The following is a 20,285-nucleotide window of genomic DNA, read 5'->3' as shown; positions in this document are numbered from 1 at the left end:
AGAAGTTCTTAAATATAAAATTTTTTAAAAACAAAAAACCCGAATATTTCTATTCGGGTTTTGTGGTACCTCCAGGGATCGAACCAGGGACACATGGATTTTCAGTCCATTGCTCTACCATCTGAGCTAAGGTACCGTGCTATTGCGGGTGCAAAGATAGGATGATTTTTAATATATCCAAACCATTTTTTTAAAAAAATCAATTCGTACCTTCGCAACATCAAAAAATGAATTATGATTTTAGTGATTGATGTAGGTAATTCCCGAATTAAAGCTGCTGTATTTGAGGATAATATACTTTTAGAAATTTTTATTTTTACAAAAATTGAGCTCGAAAAAAAAATTGAAAATATTTTAAAAAAATTTCAAAAAACAACTGATTTGGTTGTTTCTTCGGTAGGAGATGTGGAAAAAGAGTCATTTTTAGCGTTCAATAATTTAGTTAAAGTGAATTTTATATCGCACACCGATCTTTTTCCTTTTCAAAATAAATATAGTACGCCTCAAACATTAGGAATCGATAGAATGGTTCTTGCTTCTGGAGCAGTTTTAAGTTTTCCAAATCAAAATAGATTAGTTATTGATGCCGGGACTTGTGTTACCTACGATTTTATCACTCAAGATAATGAGTATCTAGGAGGAGCAATCTCTCCAGGTTTCCGCTTGAGATATGAGTCATTAAATAATTATACTGCAAAGCTGCCTTTGCTATCATTAGAAAATCCTAGCGATTTAATAGGAAACTCAACTTCGACATCTATTCATTCCGGTGTTGTGAATGGACTAGTAAACGAGATTGACGGATTCATAGCAGATTATAGCGCTCGATACTCAAATTTTATAATAATTTTAACGGGGGGAGACACAGATTTTTTGGCCAAACGATTAAAAAATACCATATTTGCCAATTCAAATTTTCTCTTGGAGAGTTTGAACCAAACTTTTCAATATAAAATCAAAAATGATTAAAAAAATTATAGTAAGCGCTTGTTTGCTTTTATCATTAGTTACTTTCGCTCAAGAAGGAACAGCTTCTCCATATTCTTTTTACGGTATTGGTGATGTAAGATTCAAAGGAACTCATGAAACTCGCGCTATGGGAGGGATTGCTGTCGAGCAAGATAGTATTCACATGAACCTACAAAATCCTGCAAGTTTTGCAAGTTTAAAACTAACAACTTTTTCTTTAGGAGGTACTAATTCAAGTACAAATTTAAAAACAGAGACAAAATCAGCCAAAGCTTCAAGAACAACTTTAGATTATCTAGCAGTTGGTTTGCCTTTAGGTAAATTTGGTGTGGGTTTTGGATTGATTCCGTATTCATCTGTTGGTTACAAAATTAGAAGTTTGAGTACAGGTACAGAAAATAACCAAAGTTTTAATGGAACAGGTGGGTTGAACAAAGCATTTCTTGGTGTCGGTTATAAAATAACTTCAGATTTAAGTCTTGGAGCAGATGTCAATTATAATTTTGGAAAAATTGAAACGAATAATTTCGAATATATTACTGATATCGCTATTGGTACTCGAGAATTAAACGAAGTAGATTTATCTGGTGTGAATTTTAATATTGGTATGATGTACCAAACAAAAATTTATAAAAAAGTATCGTTATTCAGTAGTTTAAACTATTCGCTAGAAAGTACTTTGAAATCTAAAAATACTAGAAATATAGCTACAGCTTTATATAATTCTAACTTTGATTTAGCGATTGTAGATATTTTAGAAGATGTAAAAACGGAGGAAAACTTAAAAGTGCCAAGTAAATATGCAATGTCTGCTGGTATTGGCGAAGCTAAAAAATGGTTAGTTGGAATTGGTTATACCTTTCAAGGTGCAGGATCTTTAAGTAATAGTTATAATGCTCTTGATAATGTGAGTTATGAAAAGCATCAAAAATATAATATAGGTGGATACTACATTCCTAACTATAATGCATTTTCAAGTTATGCAAAAAGAGTAACCTACAGAGGTGGATTCAGATATGAAAAAACTGGTTTGATAATCAATTCAGAGCCTATCAAAGACATGGCGGTTTCATTAGGATTTGGTTTGCCTTTAACGGGAACTTTTTCAAATGTAAACATCGGACTTGAATTTGGTAAAAAAGGAACTACTTCAGCTGGCTTAGTTGAAGAGAATTATGCTAATGTTAGTGTGGGTTTCTCTCTTAATGAACAATGGTTTGTTAAACGAAAATTCAACTAAAAACAGCTTGTCACTTAAACTTCTTTGTAAGTTCAGCGTATGACTTTAAATAAAACAAACACTATTAAATGGATTGTCACAGTTTTTGCTGTGACACTCTTTTTTGGGTGCGAAAGTAATTTTAAGGAAATACAAAAAAGTAATATTTCTGAATTTTTTCCAAGTAGCGATGCTGACATGGTTAATTTGAAATATACTGATTCTGGCAGGATTACCGCGATTCTAGTAAGTTCAAAAATGTTAGATTACGCTACGGTAAGTTATCCTTTTACTGAATTTCCAAAAGGAATTGATGTCACACTCTACGATAAAAACGCAAAAAAAACCTTTATTAGATCAAATTATGCAATTTCGTACAAAGGAAGTAGTATTATTGATTTACAAGGCAAAGTAAAAATTTACACCGAACAAGGTCAAACTCTAGAGACAGAACAGCTTTACTTTGATCAAAAAAACGAGTGGTTTTTTACGGAGAGAAGATTCAAATTTACGGATCCTAAAGGAGTCTCAAATGGACAAGGAATTGATTTTAGCAGAGATTTCAAAGTCATTAATTCGCAAAAAATAACAGGCGAAGTTGAAACAAACGAATAATTATTTACACTATGAATTACTTAAAATTTACACAATACGTTTATCTTCTTTTTGCAGCTTTCTTTCTTTATGATGGTGTTACAAAACTTATGAATCCTGCTTTAGGAAGTCCATGGTTGAGTTTTATTATCACTGCTGTGGCTATATTTATGTTCTTTTTTAGAAGAAAATTTTCTAAAAAATTTGATGACAGAAACAAAAACTCCTAGTCCATGGAAATTAGTATTATTATATTATGTCTAATACTAAGTGCTTTTTTTTCAGGAATGGAGATAGCGTTTGTCTCATCTAATAAAATTTATCTCGAAATCGAGAAAAAGCAAGACAACTTTCTTTCAAAAATACTGACTAAACTTACTGAGAAACCAACAAATTTCATTGTTTCCATGCTGATAGGTAATACCGCAGCTATGGTTATTTATGGTTTTTTTATGGGCGATTTGTTGACTGAATGGTTTTTCAACTCTGGAAACTCTCTATCGGAAGGATGGAGTCTATTAATCCGAATTCTTATTTCTACGGTCGTTATTTTAATTACTGCCGAGTTTCTTCCTAAAGTGTTTTTTCAAATATATGCTAACTCATTAATTAAGATTTTTGCAGTACCAGCGTATTTTTTCTACAAGATTTTCTATTACGTAGCTTTGTTTTTTATTGGTATTTCTGATTTTATCTTAAAGCGATTCTTCAAAACTGAAGGCGACATTACTCCTTTGTTTTTTAGTAAGATCGAACTTGGAGATTATATCACTGAGCAAATGAGTACCGTTGAAGATAATGAGTTGGTAGATTCAGAAATTTTGATGTTTCAAAATGCATTGGAGTTTTCAGGAGTTAAAGCTCGAGATGTAATGACTCCAAGGATTGAAATTAGTGCTGTTGATCTATTAGATTCGATTGATAATTTAAGACAATTATTTATTGAAACCGGTTATTCGAAAATCGTAGTTTATCAAAATTCCTTTGATGATATTATCGGTTATGTTCATTCTTTTGATTTGTTCAAAAAGCCAAACAGCATCGAAGAAATTGTAATTAAAGTAGAATTTCTGCCTGAAACTATATTTATTAAGGATGCCATGAATTTCTTGACTAAAAAGAGAAAAAGTGTTGCGGTTGTTTTAGATGAATATGGTGGAACTTCAGGGATAATCACTATCGAAGATATTATTGAAGAGCTTTTTGGCGAAATTCAAGATGAGCATGATTCAGATGAAGAATTAGTAGAGAAAGAACTGGGACAAGGTGAGTTCTTGTTTTCAGCACGACTTGATGTTGAATATTTAAATGAAACCTACAAACTCGATATTCCTGAAGAAGATTCTTATGGAACTTTAGGAGGTTTTATAGTAGATCACACTAAGGAAATTCCGCAAAAAGGAGACAAAATTTCTATAGGAATCTATCATTTTGTAATCGAAGAGGCGACAAACAAGAAAATAGAATTGGTTAAAATGACGGTGCAAGAGTGATTTCTATTGTGAAAGTAAAAATTCTTGCAAAATAAAACGCTACTAGTATTATTATTAACTAGATAATTGTATTTTCGCAAACTGAATATAAAAATTAACAACAATAAAATGGCAGTTTTACAAAAAATTAGACAACGTTCACTTCTTCTGATACTAGTTATTGGATTTTGTTTATTAGCATTTATCATAGGTGATATATTCAATAGTGGTGGTTTCAACAGTACGTCGAAAGATGTAGGAAGCATCGATGGAAAAGATATTTCATTTGAAGACTTTAGAGTTAAAGTTAGTAATGTTGAAAAAAGTGGACAAGGGATTACTTCAACTGAAGCAGCAAACAGAGTTTGGGAGCAAGAAGTTTCTGTTGCATTGTTAACTACTGAATTTGATAAGTTAGGATTAAGAGTAGGTGAAAAACACTTATTGGAAGTTTTAAAAGCTGATCAAAATATTGGTGGGAATCCATTGTTTATGAATGCAGCAGGTGGATTTGATGTTGCTAAATTTAAAGAGTACTTCAAGGCTAATCCAGAGCAAGCTCAGTTTTTAAAAGACAGAGAGAAAGACGCTGAGTTAAACGCTAAATATCAAATGTATAACACTATGATTAAAGCGGCGGTTTTTACAACTGCAAGTGAAGGTAAAATGAAATATGAAATGGAAGCAAACAAAGTTAACTTTGCTTACGTTGCAGGTTTATATTCTACAATTAAAGACAGTGATGTGAAAGTTACTGATTCGGAGATTGTTGATTACATGAAGAAAAATGAGAAGAAATTTAAAGCAGATGAATCTCGCGAAATAGAATATGTTTTAATCGAAGACAAAGCATCGCCTGCTGATGAAGCTGAAATTAAGACTAAAGTAAATGCATTGTTGAATGGAAGCGTTGTTTATAATCAAGCTACTGGTAAAAATGATACAGTTGCTGGTTTTAGAACAACAAAAAACATAGCTGATTTTGTGAACTCAAATTCTGATGTTCCTTATGATTCAACTTATATCGCTAAGAAAGATTTACCAGCAGTTGATGCTGACAAATTATTCAATCTTGCTCCTGGTGCTATTTACGGACCTTATATGTTTGGAAATTACTACTGTATTTCTAAATCAATGGGAATGAAAGCTGGAGTTAATGCAAAAGCAAGTCATATCTTAATCAGTTATGAAGGAACACAAGTTCCAAATAAAAAGGAAGTAAGAACTAAGGAAGAAGCTAAAGCTAAAGCAGAAAGCATTCTTGCTCAAGTTAATGCTAATCCAGATAGCTTTTTAATGTTAGCTTTTACATCATCTGATGATTCTTCTGCACAACAAGGAGGAGATTTAGGTTATTTTGGTCCAAACCAAATGGTAAAACCTTTTAATGATTTTGTATTCAATAACGGAATTGGAAAAGTTGGTTTAGTTGAAAGTGATTTCGGTTTTCATATTATTAAAGTTACAGATAAGCAAGACGGCATCCGTTTAGCAACTGTTGCTCAAAAAATTGAAGCTTCTGAAGCTACATCTGATAAGATGTTTACACAAGCAACTAAATTTGAAATGGATGTTGCAGACAAAGATTTTAACAAAGCGGCAAAAGATATGGGACTTACCGTAGCGCCTGCAGTTTCTGTTAAAGGAATGGATGAGAGTTTTGGATCATTAGGTAATCAAAGAAATATTGTAAGATGGGCATTTGAAGACGGCGTTAAAAAAGGATCTGTAAAAAGATTTGAAGTAGCTAATGTTGGTCACGTAATTGCAAAAGTAAAAAGTATTGATAAAACTGGTTTAGTTGCAGTTTCTGTTGCAAGACCTTATGTTGAGAATATACTTAAAAATAAGAAAAAAGCAGAATTGATAAAAGCTAAAATGAGTGGTTCTTCTCTTGAAGCTATTGCTAAAGCAGTAGGAGGAACAGTACAACAAGCTACTGATCTTACTATGGAAAACGCAATGTTACCAAATGTTGGTCCTGAGCCAAGAGTTGTAGGAAATGCATTTGCTTTAGCAGCAAATAAATTATCTGCACCTATCGAGGGGAATACTGGAGTTTATGTTGTTAAAAACATAAGCACTGTAAAAGCTCCAGCAATGAAAGATTATGCTACTTACGTTGCAAAAATAGAGTCTCAAAATGCTTCAGAAGTGAATAGAGTAATTCCAGCATTAAAAGGGAACGCTAAAATTAAAGATAACAGACAGCAGTTCAATTACTAATCAAAGTAATAACTCAAAATATAAAATCCCGATACATTTTAAAATGTATCGGGATTTTTTTTGCACTGATTTTTGCGAAATTAGTGGTGTTTTGATATGCTGCAAGCTTATTCAAAAAGTTGCGCTGACAATTAAATTCAACATCTATTTCATCATCACTTTGTCACGCTGGAAGCGTCTCAATAAAGTTGCGCTGACAATAAATGCAACACCTATTTCACCGTCAATTTGTCACGCTGGAAGCGTCTTAATAAAGTGGTGTTGACCAATAAATGCAAGAGATAGTTCACTAATACTTTTTCACGCTGGAAGCGTCTTAACAAAGTTGCGTTGACCAATAAATGCAAGAGATAGTTCACTAATACTTTGTCACGCTGGAAGCGTTTGAATAAAGTTGCGTTAATAATTAAGTGCAACATCCATTTCACTATCACTTTGTCATGCTGGAAGCGTCTCAGTAAAGTTGCGCTGACAATTAAATGTAACAAATATTTCACTAATAATTTGAAACTTTGTAAGCGTCTCAATAAGGTTGCTCGTTTGCGGTGAGACGCTTCCAGCGTGACAATTGGAAAGGAACATTTTAGTAATGGTTGTAGAAAACTCAAAGTCAATCTAATAAATTTAGAACAATATAATATTTAAGGTAGAGGATTTTTTAATGATGTTGTCGTGGACTTGCGGTAATAATACTTCGCTTACAATTTGTGAAGCTAAAGGTTCCTCAATAAAGTTGCGTTGACGGCTTAATGCAACATTTATTTCACTATCACTTTGTCACGCTGGAATCGTCTCAATTAAGTTGCTAGATTAAGGTGAGACGCTTCCAGCGTGACAATTGGAAAGGAACATTTTAGTAATGATTGTAGATAACTCAAAGTCAATCTAATAAAATTAGAACAATATAATATTTAAGGTAGAGGATTTTTTAATGATGTTGTCGTGGACTTGCGGTAATAATATTTCGCTTACAATTTGTGAAGCTGAAGGTGCCTCAATAAAGTTGCGCTGACAATTAAATGCAACATCTATTTCACCATCACTTTGTCACGCTGGAAGCGTCTCAATAAAGTTGCTCGTTTGCGGTGAGACGCTTCCAGGGTGACAACTGGAAAGGAACATTATAGTAATGGTTGTAGAAAACTCAAAGTCAATCTAATAAAATTAGAACAATATAATATTTAAGGAAAAGGATTTTTTTATGATTTTTTCTTGGCCTTGCGGTAACAATATTTCACTATTACTTTGTCACCCTAAAAGCGTCTCAATAAAGTTGCTCTGACGACTAAATGTAACATGTATTTCGCTGTTACTTTGTAACGCTGAAGTGTCTCAATTATTTTGCGTTGAAAATTAAATGCAACATCTATTTCACCATCACTTTGTCACGCTGGAAGCGTCTCAATAAAGTTGCAAGTTTGCGTTGCTACGTTCCTAGCGTAGCAATAAGATAAGGCTATCATTACAGTCAAATGGATAACATAAATTAAACCCTAAGTCAATATCATTTCATCGTATGTAATAATTGTCGAATATCCTTTTGAAATAAAATATTCCGATGGATTTTCAGTACTTATTGCCATGACAAAATCGCCTCCCCAAGCTCCAAGACTTTTTATCGTTCCTTCGAAGTCAGGAAATGTAGCTTCTTTGATTGTTTGCATTTCGAGAATAGAACTCATTTCAATCTCGTGTTTTTGTAATGCTTCCGCAAAGGATTGAAGAGTGCGGGCTTCTAAAACTTCGGTCGTGGTTTGATCATTTGAAGCAATTGTTTTTTCTAAATTGTATTTTTTATTCATATTGTATGAAGCGATAGCGGTTTTACTGCTCTGCTTCTTATTAAGATAAACGAAAAATATATTTTCTGTAAATTTTGGAGAAAAGCAGACTTGCTCTACAATTGGATTGCCATCATTCAAATGATATAAAATTGGGCTGTCGTTTTGCGCGCAAGCAATATCATAGCCGCTTCCTCCAAAGCTGTTTTTAAGTAGCGTAAAAGCATCAACTTCTAGCCACTGAGCTATATTGTTTATGAGTGTAGACGATGTTCCTAGTCCCCAACTTTTAGGAAAGCTAAGTTCAGTGGTAATTTTTAAACCTTGATTTTGATTTAATGCATTTGGATTTAATAGAAGTGCTTCTTTTATGATTGTAGTTAAAGTGTCTTTTACAGATTCGTTCTCTGAATCACTTTCATTTACAATATCTGAAAATAAAATTATGTCTTCGAACCAAGTGCTTCCGTCAGCATCATAGCTTATCCATTGAATATGTTTAGAAGTGGTTTGTTCTACAATTAAATTCTGACCGAATTTTGTAGGTAAAGCAAATGCTTTAGCACCATCTAAAACGAGGTATTCTCCGGTTATTAATAGCTTCCCGTTGCTGTAATATGTTTGTGTCATTTAAACTGAATTTATAGCAGTAATTCTAATTGATTTCCTTTTCAAATTCCTTTAATGTTATCGATTATTTTCTAATTTCTTCAATAAAAGTTACTACAGCGCTGTGAGAAACGGTATTTTTTTTGAAATGTTTCTGAATTAAAAGGCGTTCGCTTTCTGTCGCTTCGTACTGATTGATGATATTGTTTAAGTGCATTTTCATATGACCTTCTTGAATTCCGGTGGTAGTCAAAGAGCGCAATGCGCCAAAGTTCTGAGCAAGACCTGCGACTGCAACAAACTGCATTAACTCCTTTGCAGAAGGGTTTTCTAACATCTCGAGAGATAATTTGACTAAAGGGTGCAAGGACGTTAAACCTCCTACAGTTCCCAAGGCTAAAGGGATTTCGAGCCAAAAAGTAAAAATTCCATTTTCAATTTGGGCATGAGATAAACTAGAATATTTACCGTTTCTAGCAGCGTAAGCGTGAATTCCAGCTTCTACAGCACGAAAATCATTTCCAGTTGCAAGAACAACGGCATCTACACCGTTCATTATTCCTTTATTATGCGTGACAGCTCGGAATGGTTCTACTTCAGCAATTTGGACTGCTTGTATAAATTTATTGGCAAATTCTTCACCATTAGGAATGTGTTTTTCTTCTAGTTCTGCAACTGTACAAGAAACTTCAGCTCTTACGACACAATTAGGAACATAATTAGAGAGAATGCTCATAATAACTTCTATATCCTTTTCTGTTTCTGTGAATAATTCGTAGTCGTGAGCCTCATCTTTTAATGTTTTTGCAAATTGTTCGAGACAAGAGTTGATGAAATTAGCGCCCATGCTATCTATAGTTTCAAAAGTAGCATGTAATTGAAAGTAATTAGGTAGTAAATCAGTTTTATCATTAAGAACGATATCTAAAATTCCTCCACCTCTTTTTTGCATATTTACAGTGATAGATTCTGTTTCTAAAAAAAGTTTATTTTTTATTTGAGCAAAAAACAAATTCAGTTTTGAAATATCTCCCTTATATATAAAATGGACTTGACCTATTTTTTCGGTATTGATAACGGTTGCTTTAAAACCACCACGTGTAGACCAGAATTTTGCAGCTTTTGAGGCAGCAGCTACTACTGAACTTTCCTCGATTGCCATGGGAATCGTGCTGTATTTTCCATTAATTAGGAAATTAGGAGCAACTCCTAACGGGATATAAAAGTTTGTAATCGTATTTTCAATGAATTCATCGTGTAATTTCTGTATTTTTTCGTCAGAATTCCAGTAGTTTTTCAGTAATAAAACAGCTTCTGTAGGTGTTGAAAAATATTGATTGGCAATCCATTCTATTTTTTCTTCTTTGGATAATTTTGAAAATCCGCTAATAGCCTTATTCATTCTCAATTGATTATGGTATAATTAACTGCAAATATACGTTTTTAGAGGTTTTGTTTGTAACCAAATGATATTCACTAATGATTTACTTTTAATATTAATTTTTACATTTAACATAAAAAAGAGACGTTAATTGTAATTTTTTCACTAAAATTGACGGTTTTTATCTTTAAATAAATAGCATGAACTCAAAACAAATTATAACATTATTTTTATTCATCTGTTTTTCAGTTGTAGGTCAGCAAAAAATAACAATAGATGAGATTTATAACGGCACATTTCGAACAAAAGGAATGGATGAACTTCAGTCGTTAAAGAACACAAATCAATATACAGTTCTTAACTTTGATAGGCAGTCAAGAAGCATGAGCATTGATTTATATGACTTTGCTACTTTAAAGAAAGTAACTACTTTAATCGATACAAAGTCTTTCCCAGAGTTAAGTAGTGGAATAAACAGCTATACATTCGATGCTTCCGAAAAAATGATTTTGCTAGCCTGTAATACGAAACAAATTTTTCGTCATTCCTTCACAGCTGATTATTTTTTATACAATATCGCGACAAAAGAACTCTCTAAACCATTTGACTTCCAAGTTCAGGAACCAACCTTTTCACCAGACGGTAAGAAAATCGCTTACGCAAAAGAAAATAATCTGTACGTATACGATGTATCCTCTAAGAAGTCAACTGCAATTACGACAGACGGAGCGAAAAACAGCATCATTAATGGTATTACTGACTGGGTTTATGAAGAAGAATTTGCTTTTGTAAAAGCATTTGACTGGAGTGCAGATAGTAAAAAAGTAGCTTATATTCGTTTTGACGAAACCAAAGTTCCTGAGTTTTCAATGTCTATTTTTGGTAAAGATTTATATCCTACTATGCAGACTTTTAAATATCCAAAGGCGGGCGAAAACAACGCTGTCGTTTCATTGCATATTTACAATGTAGATTCAAATGCCGTTAAAAATATTAATTTAGGTAACTACAATGATTTTTATATCGCGAGAATGAAATGGACAAATGATGCTAACACATTATCTGCACAGGTTTTAAACCGTCATCAAAATAATTTAGATTTACTTTTCATTAATGGAGATTCAGGAACTGCGAAAGTAGTTTTGAACGAAAAAGATAAGGCTTACGTTGACGTTACTGATGATTTAACTTTTTTGAAAGACAATAGTTTCATTTGGACTTCAGAAAAAGATGGTTACAATCATATTTATTTATATGATAAAAATGGGAAATTAAAAAATCAAGTAACTAAAGGAAAGTGGGATGTAACCTCTTATTACGGTTTAGATGAAAAGTCGAATACTGTATTTTATCAATCTGTTGAAAATGGATCAATTAATAGAGATATCTATAGAGTAGCGCTTGATGGGAAAAATAAAATGAGATTGTCAACTCAAACAGGAACGAACAGTGCAACTTTCAGTCCGAATTTTCAATATTACATCAATACTTTTTCAAGCGCATCAATGCCAACAAAATATACTTTGAACGATGCTAAGGCGGGGAAAGAAATCAAGGTTATTCAAAGCAATGAAGCTTTATCTGAAAAATTAAAAGGATATAATTTACCATCCAAAGAGTTTTTTGTTCTTAAAACAAAAAAAGGTAACGAGTTGAATGCATGGATGATCAAACCAAAAGATTTTGATGCTTCAAAAAAATATCCAGTTTTCATGTTCCAATATTCAGGTCCAGGATCTCAGCAAGTAGCTAATAGCTGGATCAACTCTAACGATTATTGGTTTATGATGTTATCTCAGCAAGGTTACATCGTAGCATGTGTCGATGGAAGAGGAACGGGTTATAAAGGAGCGGAATTTAAAAAAGTAACTCAGCTTCAATTAGGTAAATACGAGGTAGAGGATCAAATTGACGCTGCTAAAGTAATAGGTAACTATTCATTTGTAGATAAAGCTAGAATAGGTATATTTGGCTGGTCTTATGGTGGATTTATGTCTTCTAATAGTCTTTTAAAAGGAAATGATGTTTTTAAAATGGCGATTGCAGTAGCTCCAGTTACAAACTGGCGTTTCTATGATAGCGTTTACACAGAGCGTTACATGAAAACTCCGCAAGAGAATCCAAGTGGATATGATGACAACTCACCTATAAATCATGTTGCAAAATTGAAAGGTAAATTCCTTTTAATACATGGTTCAGGGGATGATAATGTACATGTTCAAAACTCAATGCAAATGATGGAGGCGCTGATTCAAGCTAATAAACAATTTGACTCCCAAATTTATCCAGACAATAACCACGGAATTTATGGTGGCAATACCAGAATTCAGTTGTACACGAAGATGACTAATTTTATTAAAGAGAACTTATAACTAAAAACAATATCACAATGGTATCAAAGCAGGATGATTTATTATTAAAGCACTTAAGTAACAGAGGGATTGACCAAGCAATGGTTATGGATCATCCAGCTTCACTATTTGTTTTATTTTTTACAGAAATGTGGGAGCGTTTTTCTTATTATGGAATGCGCGCTTTACTAACTGTGTTTTTAGTAAGTGAATTAGTAAATGGAGGATGGGCATGGACGAATGAGGAAGCTCTTAAATTGTATGGAATTTATACCGGTTTGGTTTATTTGACTCCGCTTTTAGGAGGAATGATTGCTGATAGATTTACTGGTTATAGAAAAGCTATTTTAATAGGTGCATTGGTGATGACACTTGGACATGCGTCTATGGCGCTTGAAGGTGTTAGTCAAAATTTCTTTTACATAGGTTTACTATTGATGATTTTAGGTAATGGAATGTTTAAGCCAAATATTTCTTCAATGGTGGGTCAGTTATATCCTGATACAAGTAGTAAAAAAGATGCTGGTTACACAATTTTTTACATGGGTATTAATGCAGGAGCGTTCTTAGGAATGTTATTGTGTGGTTATATAGGTGAAAAAATTGGGTGGCATTACGGATTTGGTTTAGCGGGTGTTTTTATGTTTTTTGGAATGCTACAATTCTTTTTTGCACAAAAAATATTTGGTGTAATTGGACAAGATGTTAATATTGCAAAAAAATCGGAACTATCAGCTGAAGAGAATTCTGAAGTAGAGATAGCTCCTCACATCGTTAGAGATAGATTAGTTGTTGTAGGTGTTTTCATGGTTGCTAGTATCTTTTTCTTTTTTGCTTTCGAACAAGCTGGAGGTTCTATGACTTTATTTGCAAAAGATTATACACAAAGAGCTTTAACCGGAGATTCAGCAACATTCTTTAAATGGGTTGATGCTATTTTAACAATTTTCCCTATCGCTATTGTAACTTACGTTTTAGCTGGGTTAGCCAAGAAAATTTACGCGAAGTATCCTTTAACTATTATTTTTACCACAATATCGTTTGTAATTATTTGGGGATTAGGAATTTGGAAAGTAAACCGTGAATTTTCATTAGAAACAACAGAAGTTACTGTTTCTTGGTTTCAAATTTTAAACTCATTTTTTATTATTACACTTGCTTCATCATTTAGTAAGTTATGGGATAAAGTATGGAATCCATCTGGACCTGTGAAATTTGCTATGGGATTAATCTTTGTAGCTGTAGGTTTCTTTGCATTGTCTTACGGTAGTTTAAGTATTCCTGATGGAGCAAAAACGGCATCAGTAAGTATGATTTGGTTGATTTTAGCTTATTTCTTCCATACCGTTGGTGAGTTATGTTTATCACCTGTTGGATTATCATACGTAAGTAAATTATCTCCCAAAAAATTTGTCGGTCTTCTTTTCGGACTTTGGTTCACTGCTTCTGCAATTGCAAACTTTATTGGAAGCTGGACTGGAGCTTACATTGACAAGATTTCAGAAATGTATTCTATATCTACGTTTTTTATCATCATTGCGGGCGTTCCGTTATTTGCAGCCTTGATGCTATTGCTTTTCAATAGAAAGTTAGTTAAAATGATGCACGGCATTAAATAAGCACAATTAAATACAACATGAATCAAAATACCACAGATCAATTTTTTAAGAGTACAGTTTTAGGTCATCCATCAGGATTATTCGTTTTATTTTTCACAGAAATGTGGGAGCGATTTTCATTCTATGGAATGCGCGTTTTATTGATCAACTTCCTAACCATGGCAATCATTGGTGACAACGCAGGATGGGGTTGGTCCTCTGAAAATGCTGGTGCACTTTATGGAACTTATGCAATGCTACTTTATATTACACCTATTTTTGGTGGAATTATAGCTGATAAATACATTGGTTACCGATGGGCAGTGGTCGTTGGTGCTTTAATAATGACATTAGGACATGCCTCAATGGCTGTCGATTCTCCTACTATGCTTTATGTTGGTCTTGGATTATTAGTTATTGGAACAGGATTCTTTAAGCCAAATATTACTTCTATACTTTCTGAGATGTACAAAAACAATCCAGAAAAGAAGGATGGTGCTTATACTATCTTCTATATGGGTGTAAACGCTGGTGCCTTTTTTGGTATGATGCTTTGCGGTTATTTAGCTGAAAAAGTAGGTTGGCATTGGGGCTTTGGTTTAGCTGGTGTTTTCATGCTTTTGGGAACGTTACAATTTTGGTTGGCAAAACCATTATTTGGTGCAATTGGAGAAGTTCCAAACCGAGCAGAAGTTAAAAAAGCAGAAGAACTAGCAAAACAAAGTAATCTTGATGAAGATAGAAGAAATCCATTTACTTTAGTAGATAAGGTTTTAATCGTTATTACGACAGTTATTGGTTTGCTATATGCCTTTAATGATCCTTTATCTAAAATTGCAGATATTAATTTATTTCCTTTTAAGTTAGGTGCTTTAGATGGTCAGAATGTAATGATTATTGCTGCACTTGTATTCTTTTTAATTTTAGTTATTTCTAGATTAATGCGATATACTACTGTAATTAGACACAGAATGATTGCAGTAATTATCTTTGCTTTTTTCACTGTTTTCTTTTGGATGTCTTTTGAACAAGGTGCATCTTCATTAGTTATTTTTGCTAGAGATAGCGTTGATCGAACTTTAGAAGGAACTGCTTTAACGATTTTTAACGTAGTTAATACGCTATTAACTATTGTCCCATTACTAATCGTATCGTGGGTTCTAATATTATTAGGGAAACAAACTTGGAAAAAAATTCCAGGATCTAATGTAGTTTTGGCAATTTGTTTCTTAGGGGTCTGGTCAGTGGCAATATGGATGTTGTATAAGGAGTTTACCGCTACATCTTCAGAGATTACAGTTTCTTGGTTTAGTATTTTAAATTCATTTTTTATAATTGCATTTGCATCTACAGTTTCTAAACTATGGGATAGTAAATACAATCCATCTGCAGCTTATAAATACGGTTTGGGTTTAATAATTATGGCGATTGGTTTTGGACTGTTAGCTTACGGAGCATACGGAATCAAAGAAGGAATTAAAGTATCGATGATTTGGTTAGTATTAGCCTACTTATTTCACACTCTGGGAGAATTATTCTTATCACCGGTTGGATTGTCTTACGTTAGCAAATTAGTTCCAGCGCGTATGATTGCTTTCATGTTTGGGATGTGGTATTTGGCAATAGCAATTGGAAATAAACTAGCGGCAGTATTGGGAGGACAAATTGACAATATTACTCAACAGTACAGTTTGTCAACATTTTTCTTAATTTTTGCTATAGTTCCAGTAATTGCCGGCGTTTTAGTTATCGCTCTTAATCCGTTATTGAAAAGATTAATGCACGGTGTTCGATAAGGTTTAAAATTTTTATCAAATTCTTTGATCTCAAAAATAAAGTGATAGCAGTCACAGGTGCAATTAAATGGAAAATAACATAACAATAGAACAGATACAAAACTTTGAGGGAAAGTATCCTAAACAACTTTGGTATCTGTTTATAGTTGAAATGTGGGAGCGCTTTTGCTTTTACGGAATGCGTGGCGTTTTAACCTTTTTTATGGTGGACCAATTGCTATTGAAAGATGCAGCTGCCAACTTACAATATGGTGCAATTCAAGCTTTTGTTTATGCTTTTACATTTATTGGAGGAATTTTTGCCGACAAGATTTTAGGATTTAAAAAATCATTATTTTTTGGAGGAATCGTAATGATAGTAGGTAATTTATTAATTGCGTTTTCACCGCAAACCTTATTTTATTATGGTATTGCATTTTCAATTATAGGAACTGGATTTTTCAAGCCTAATATTTCGTCTATGGTAGGTGAGTTGTATCATGAAAAAGATGGTAGACGTGATGCGGGTTATGGAATGTTTTATGCAGGAATTAATATTGGCGGATTGTTTGGTGGTGCTTTATGTATTTATTTAGGTAAATATCATTCTTGGACACTTTGTTTTCTTGCTGCAGCCATCGTGATGATTTTTGGACTAGTTACTTTCCTTTTTACCAAAAAACATTTAGGACCTATAGGCAATTCTCCTTTATTAAATCTAACAGCGTCGAAAAGAAAAACACGTGAAATAGCAGTTTATATAGGTTCATTGTTAAGTATACCATTCATTTTTATAATGGTAAAAAATACAGATTACACGGATTATTTCATGTATACTATTGGAGTTATCGCAATTTCTTATTTTACTTACGAGCTGTTTAGACTTGGTGAAGTTAAATTACAGAAAAAATTATTTGCAGCGTTTCTTTTCATCTTTTTTTACTTTCTGTTTAATGCTATTTACGAGCAAAGCGGAGGTTCATTATCGCTTTTTGCCAAGGATAATTTAAACAGTAATTTATTAGGATTCACTATAGATCCAAATGTTGTGAACAATAGTTCGAACACTTTATTTGTTGTTTTATTAAGCCCGCTTATTGGTTTACTTTGGCTTTGGTTAGCCAAAAAGAAAATAGAACCGAATACATTAATAAAATTTGGTATCGGATTTTTATTTCTTTCTGCGTCTTTTTATTTATTTTACTATACTAAGTTTTTTGCAAATGCAGAAGGAATTACATCTTTAAATCTTTTCGCTTTCGCTTATTTTGTAACTACTATAGGAGAGCTGTGTTTGGGTCCTATCGGAATGTCAATCATAACCAAATTATCACCGAAAAAATTATTTGGTATGATGATGGGGCTTTGGTTTTTAGCTAGTGCTTTTGGACAATTAGCTGCTGGAAAGTTGGGAGCCGCAATTTCACAATCCAATAACGGAACGACTCTAATGTCAAAATTACAATCGTATACTGATGGCTATTATCAATTAGCTATTTATTCGTTAGTAGCTGGAGTAGTATTGATCGCTATTTCTCCACTTATTAAAAAATTAATGCAAGAAGTGAAGTAAATATTCATTTCGGCACTATATTTGAAAAGTTTAAAAATAAAATTATAAAATGAAAAAAATCATAATTGCATTATTATTGTTCGCCGGCTCATTTGCTGCAGAAGCACAAGAATTAGTTTGGGAAACCAATGTCACTAAAGCAATGGAGATTTCTAGCAAAACAAAGAAACCATTATTGCTGTTTTTTACAGGAAGTGACTGGTGCGGCTGGTGTATACGTTTGCAGAAAGAGGTTTTAAAAACGCGAGAATTTGCAAATTGGGCAAAAGAAAATGTAGTTCTTGTTGAGCTAGATTATCCAAGAAGAGCTCCACAAACCGCTGATATTAAAAAACAAAATAACGAATTGCAGCAAGCTTTTGGAATTCAAGGCTTTCCAACAATAGTTGTGGCGAATGCAACCACAAAAGATGGCAAGGTAAATTTCGAAGGTTTAGGAAGCACCGGCTATGTTGCAGGTGGTCCAGCCGCTTGGTTAGAAGTTGCCAACGGTTTTTTTAAGAAGTAAATAATTTTAGTTTAGTTTATAAAATCCCTTTTCAGCAGTGGCGTGAAAAGGGATTTTATATTTTATACAACTAGCTTTCCAGTTTTTCTGTATTGTTTTAAAGTTTGAAGCGTCAGCAATTACTAAACTTGGTTTCATATTTTGTAATACACGATCTAAATTTACCTTACTAGACTGTGTAAGTATAAGAATATCTGAGTTTACATTTCTAGGATAAATAGCAGAACTATCTATAATATAAACTCTTTTTCCATTGAAATAAATGTAGTTTTCAAGTTTGATTTTACGAGTTACGCAACTTAAGTTTTCAATTGCATAAGATTTTAGAATAGTGTTTTTATCCGACATTTTTAAAATACTGTCAGTGGCATAAATTGTAATAGCATTGCTTCTTCTCTCTGCGATGAGAGTGCTTTTCTTACTATTGAAAACTATCAGCTCCTCTTCGTGTATGGCATTGTAATAAATGGTAAAGTACGAGATTTGCATCATTAATAATGAAGCTGTCGCCAAAGCTAGTTTTGTAAATGTTGGTTTTTTAAACCAGATAATAATAGTAAAAACAACTAAGTATCCGGTGATTAATAAATAAAAGTGAAGTGGAATATCTTGAATGATAAATTGTTCCAAAGAAGCTATCGTATTTATTATTTTATTTAAATAATAAATACTCCATTCTAATAACTGTGATAGAAACAAGGGAATCATGTTCACGGCGGCCAAAATCATAACTAATACGCCTAAGACCATAATTATACTTAAAAATGGAATTATGATTAGATTAGTGACAAAGAAAAGACCTGGAAACTGATGGAAATAGTAAATGCTTAATGGTAAAGTTCCTATTTGTGCCGCAAAGGAAACGGTTAGTATATCCCAAACGTATTTAAATATCTTTGTTTTAGGATTGCAAAGCGTTTTTAGTAAAGGTTGTAACCAAATTATGAAAAACAAAGCAGTGTAACTGAGTTGGAATCCAACATCAAATAGAAAAGAAGGTTCAAAAAGTAAAATCAGTAATATAGAAACGAGTAAAGTATGATAAATATTTACACTTCGCCTTAAGTGAGTTCCTATCGCAACAAATGAAAACATTGTCACAGAACGAAGAACTGAAGGTGCTAAACCTGCAATTATTCCAAAAGTAGATAAAGAGACAAGAATAATGATTAGTTTAATAAAAGACCCTTTTCGTGTATTAGGAATGGGCTTTAGTAAGAAGGTTATAAAAAGTAGAATAAATCCAATATGCAAACCCGAAACGGATAGAATATGAACCGCTCCTGCGTACTGATAATCCCGAATTATCTCTGGCGCAATTTCTTGTTGCTGACCCATTATTAGTGCAACTGCTACATTTAGCTCTGTTTTATTAAAATTATTTTTTTCAAGATTACTGATGATTCGGGAACGTAATTTTGACGAATAATACCAGATGTTTTTATCTGTGTATGATCCTATTTTAATTTGGTTAACATCAGCGTATAGCTGTGCGTAGATTTGTTTATTCTCGAGATATCTACTGTAATTAAATTGATTTGGGTTTTGAGGAGTTTTGTTTTTAGTTAGTGTTCCCTCAACTCTTAAAGATGCTCCAACTTGCAGTGCAGGTGTTTTATCATCTTTTTGAATATTTAAAATTATTTTTCCTGTTTGTTCTTTTTCTCCAATGCAGTTAATTACCGCTATATATCGGTCGCTAAAGGCAGATTTTTTTAACTTTTCTCTTATTGTTAGATCTATCGAATGAGATTCGTCAAATGCTTTGCTATTATGGGTGTAATTCTTTTTTTGAAAGTGATCAGTATGAACTATTTGATTTGAAACGCCAACTATAAAGGAAAAAAAGTACGTCGCTAAACCAAAGTACAATGAGGTTTTATTCGAAGAAAAGAAATAGAGTAGTAAAAAAATAGCATTCGATAAAATAAGTGCTAGTAAAACATAAGGATTAGGAACGTGAATGTAAGTAGCAAAAAGCAATCCTAAAACAAATGCAATTGTTATTTTAGATAATGGGAATTTTAGTACTTTCATGAATCTAAAGTACACATTTTCAATAAGAAAGAATTTTTTATTTTAGTTTTTTTGTAACGCTAAAAAACTTTCTATTTTTAACACTTATATTTTATAATCATTGTTGTCCGATATAATTAAATAAAAAAAGAAGCCAAAAAGATGGCTTCTTTAAATGAATCGTAAATTTGTGTTTCGACATACAAAATACGA

Annotated in this window: 14 protein-coding genes and 1 tRNA gene; 11 read left to right on the top strand and 4 right to left on the bottom strand. The window is 32.8% G+C overall.

The window, feature by feature from the left end:
- Positions 1-63: 63 nt before the first annotated feature.
- Positions 64-136 (bottom strand) — tRNA-Phe (locus RCH19_RS11575).
- 98 nt (positions 137-234) lie between these two features.
- Between RCH19_RS11575 and RCH19_RS11570 the strand changes: the two genes are divergently transcribed.
- From RCH19_RS11570 to RCH19_RS11545, 6 genes are all read left to right on the top strand, one after another.
- Positions 235-969, top strand: a complete 735-nt coding sequence (locus RCH19_RS11570) for a type III pantothenate kinase (protein WP_343023359.1) — start codon at positions 235-237, stop codon at positions 967-969.
- Positions 962-2,209, top strand: a complete 1,248-nt coding sequence (locus RCH19_RS11565) for a hypothetical protein (protein ID WP_343023358.1) — start codon at positions 962-964, stop codon at positions 2,207-2,209. Before RCH19_RS11570 ends, RCH19_RS11565 begins: the two co-directional genes overlap by 8 nt.
- A 39-nt stretch (positions 2,210-2,248) precedes the next feature.
- Positions 2,249-2,803, top strand: a complete 555-nt coding sequence (gene lptC / locus RCH19_RS11560; RefSeq protein ID WP_121924989.1) for an LPS export ABC transporter periplasmic protein LptC — start codon at positions 2,249-2,251, stop codon at positions 2,801-2,803.
- 11 nt (positions 2,804-2,814) lie between these two features.
- Entirely contained in the window at positions 2,815-3,012 is a 198-nt protein-coding gene (locus RCH19_RS11555; protein WP_121924990.1) for a hypothetical protein, read from the top strand.
- A gap of 3 nt (positions 3,013-3,015) precedes the next feature.
- Complete coding sequence (locus tag RCH19_RS11550) at positions 3,016-4,275, top strand: hemolysin family protein (RefSeq protein ID WP_343023357.1); 1,260 nt, start codon at positions 3,016-3,018, stop codon at positions 4,273-4,275.
- Between the two features lie 108 nt (positions 4,276-4,383).
- Complete coding sequence (locus RCH19_RS11545; protein WP_343023356.1) at positions 4,384-6,480, top strand: peptidylprolyl isomerase; 2,097 nt, start codon at positions 4,384-4,386, stop codon at positions 6,478-6,480.
- Positions 6,481-7,973: 1,493 nt separating this feature from the next.
- Here the strand turns inward: RCH19_RS11545 and RCH19_RS11540 are convergent.
- Together RCH19_RS11540 and RCH19_RS11535 are read right to left on the bottom strand one after the other, a co-directional pair.
- On the bottom strand, positions 7,974-8,891 hold the full coding sequence (locus tag RCH19_RS11540) for a GYDIA family GHMP kinase (protein ID WP_343023355.1): 918 nt from the start codon (positions 8,889-8,891) through the stop codon (positions 7,974-7,976).
- 64 nt (positions 8,892-8,955) lie between these two features.
- The gene (locus RCH19_RS11535) at positions 8,956-10,272 is read right to left on the bottom strand and encodes a hydroxymethylglutaryl-CoA reductase, degradative (RefSeq protein ID WP_343023354.1); all 1,317 of its coding nucleotides are present in this window, start codon (positions 10,270-10,272) and stop codon (positions 8,956-8,958) included.
- Between the two features lie 179 nt (positions 10,273-10,451).
- Here RCH19_RS11535 and RCH19_RS11530 point away from each other — a divergent pair, with 179 nt between their 5' ends.
- From RCH19_RS11530 to RCH19_RS11510, 5 genes are all read left to right on the top strand, one after another.
- Positions 10,452-12,623: a S9 family peptidase gene (locus RCH19_RS11530; protein WP_343023353.1), complete on the top strand. Its 2,172-nt coding sequence runs from the start codon at positions 10,452-10,454 to the stop codon at positions 12,621-12,623.
- Between the two features lie 17 nt (positions 12,624-12,640).
- Positions 12,641-14,221 (top strand): peptide MFS transporter, encoded by a 1,581-nt coding sequence (locus RCH19_RS11525; RefSeq protein WP_343023352.1) that lies wholly within the window; start codon positions 12,641-12,643, stop codon positions 14,219-14,221.
- A gap of 17 nt (positions 14,222-14,238) precedes the next feature.
- Positions 14,239-15,996 (top strand): peptide MFS transporter, encoded by a 1,758-nt coding sequence (locus RCH19_RS11520; protein WP_121924997.1) that lies wholly within the window; start codon positions 14,239-14,241, stop codon positions 15,994-15,996.
- 67 nt (positions 15,997-16,063) lie between these two features.
- On the top strand, positions 16,064-17,548 hold the full coding sequence (locus RCH19_RS11515) for a peptide MFS transporter (protein WP_343023351.1): 1,485 nt from the start codon (positions 16,064-16,066) through the stop codon (positions 17,546-17,548).
- A gap of 49 nt (positions 17,549-17,597) precedes the next feature.
- A complete protein-coding gene (locus RCH19_RS11510; protein WP_343023350.1) occupies positions 17,598-18,056 on the top strand; it encodes a thioredoxin family protein in 459 nt (152 codons plus the stop codon).
- 6 nt (positions 18,057-18,062) lie between these two features.
- On the opposite strand, the gene RCH19_RS11505 is transcribed toward RCH19_RS11510, so the two are convergent.
- Complete coding sequence (locus tag RCH19_RS11505; RefSeq protein ID WP_343023349.1) at positions 18,063-20,093, bottom strand: ComEC/Rec2 family competence protein; 2,031 nt, start codon at positions 20,091-20,093, stop codon at positions 18,063-18,065.
- Between the last annotated feature and the right edge of the window lie 192 nt (positions 20,094-20,285).

The sequence above is a fragment of the Flavobacterium sp. PL12 genome (genome assembly GCF_039123485.1).
GTDB lineage: Bacteria > Bacteroidota > Bacteroidia > Flavobacteriales > Flavobacteriaceae > Flavobacterium > Flavobacterium weaverense.
This window is presented reverse-complemented; position numbering and strand designations above follow the sequence as displayed.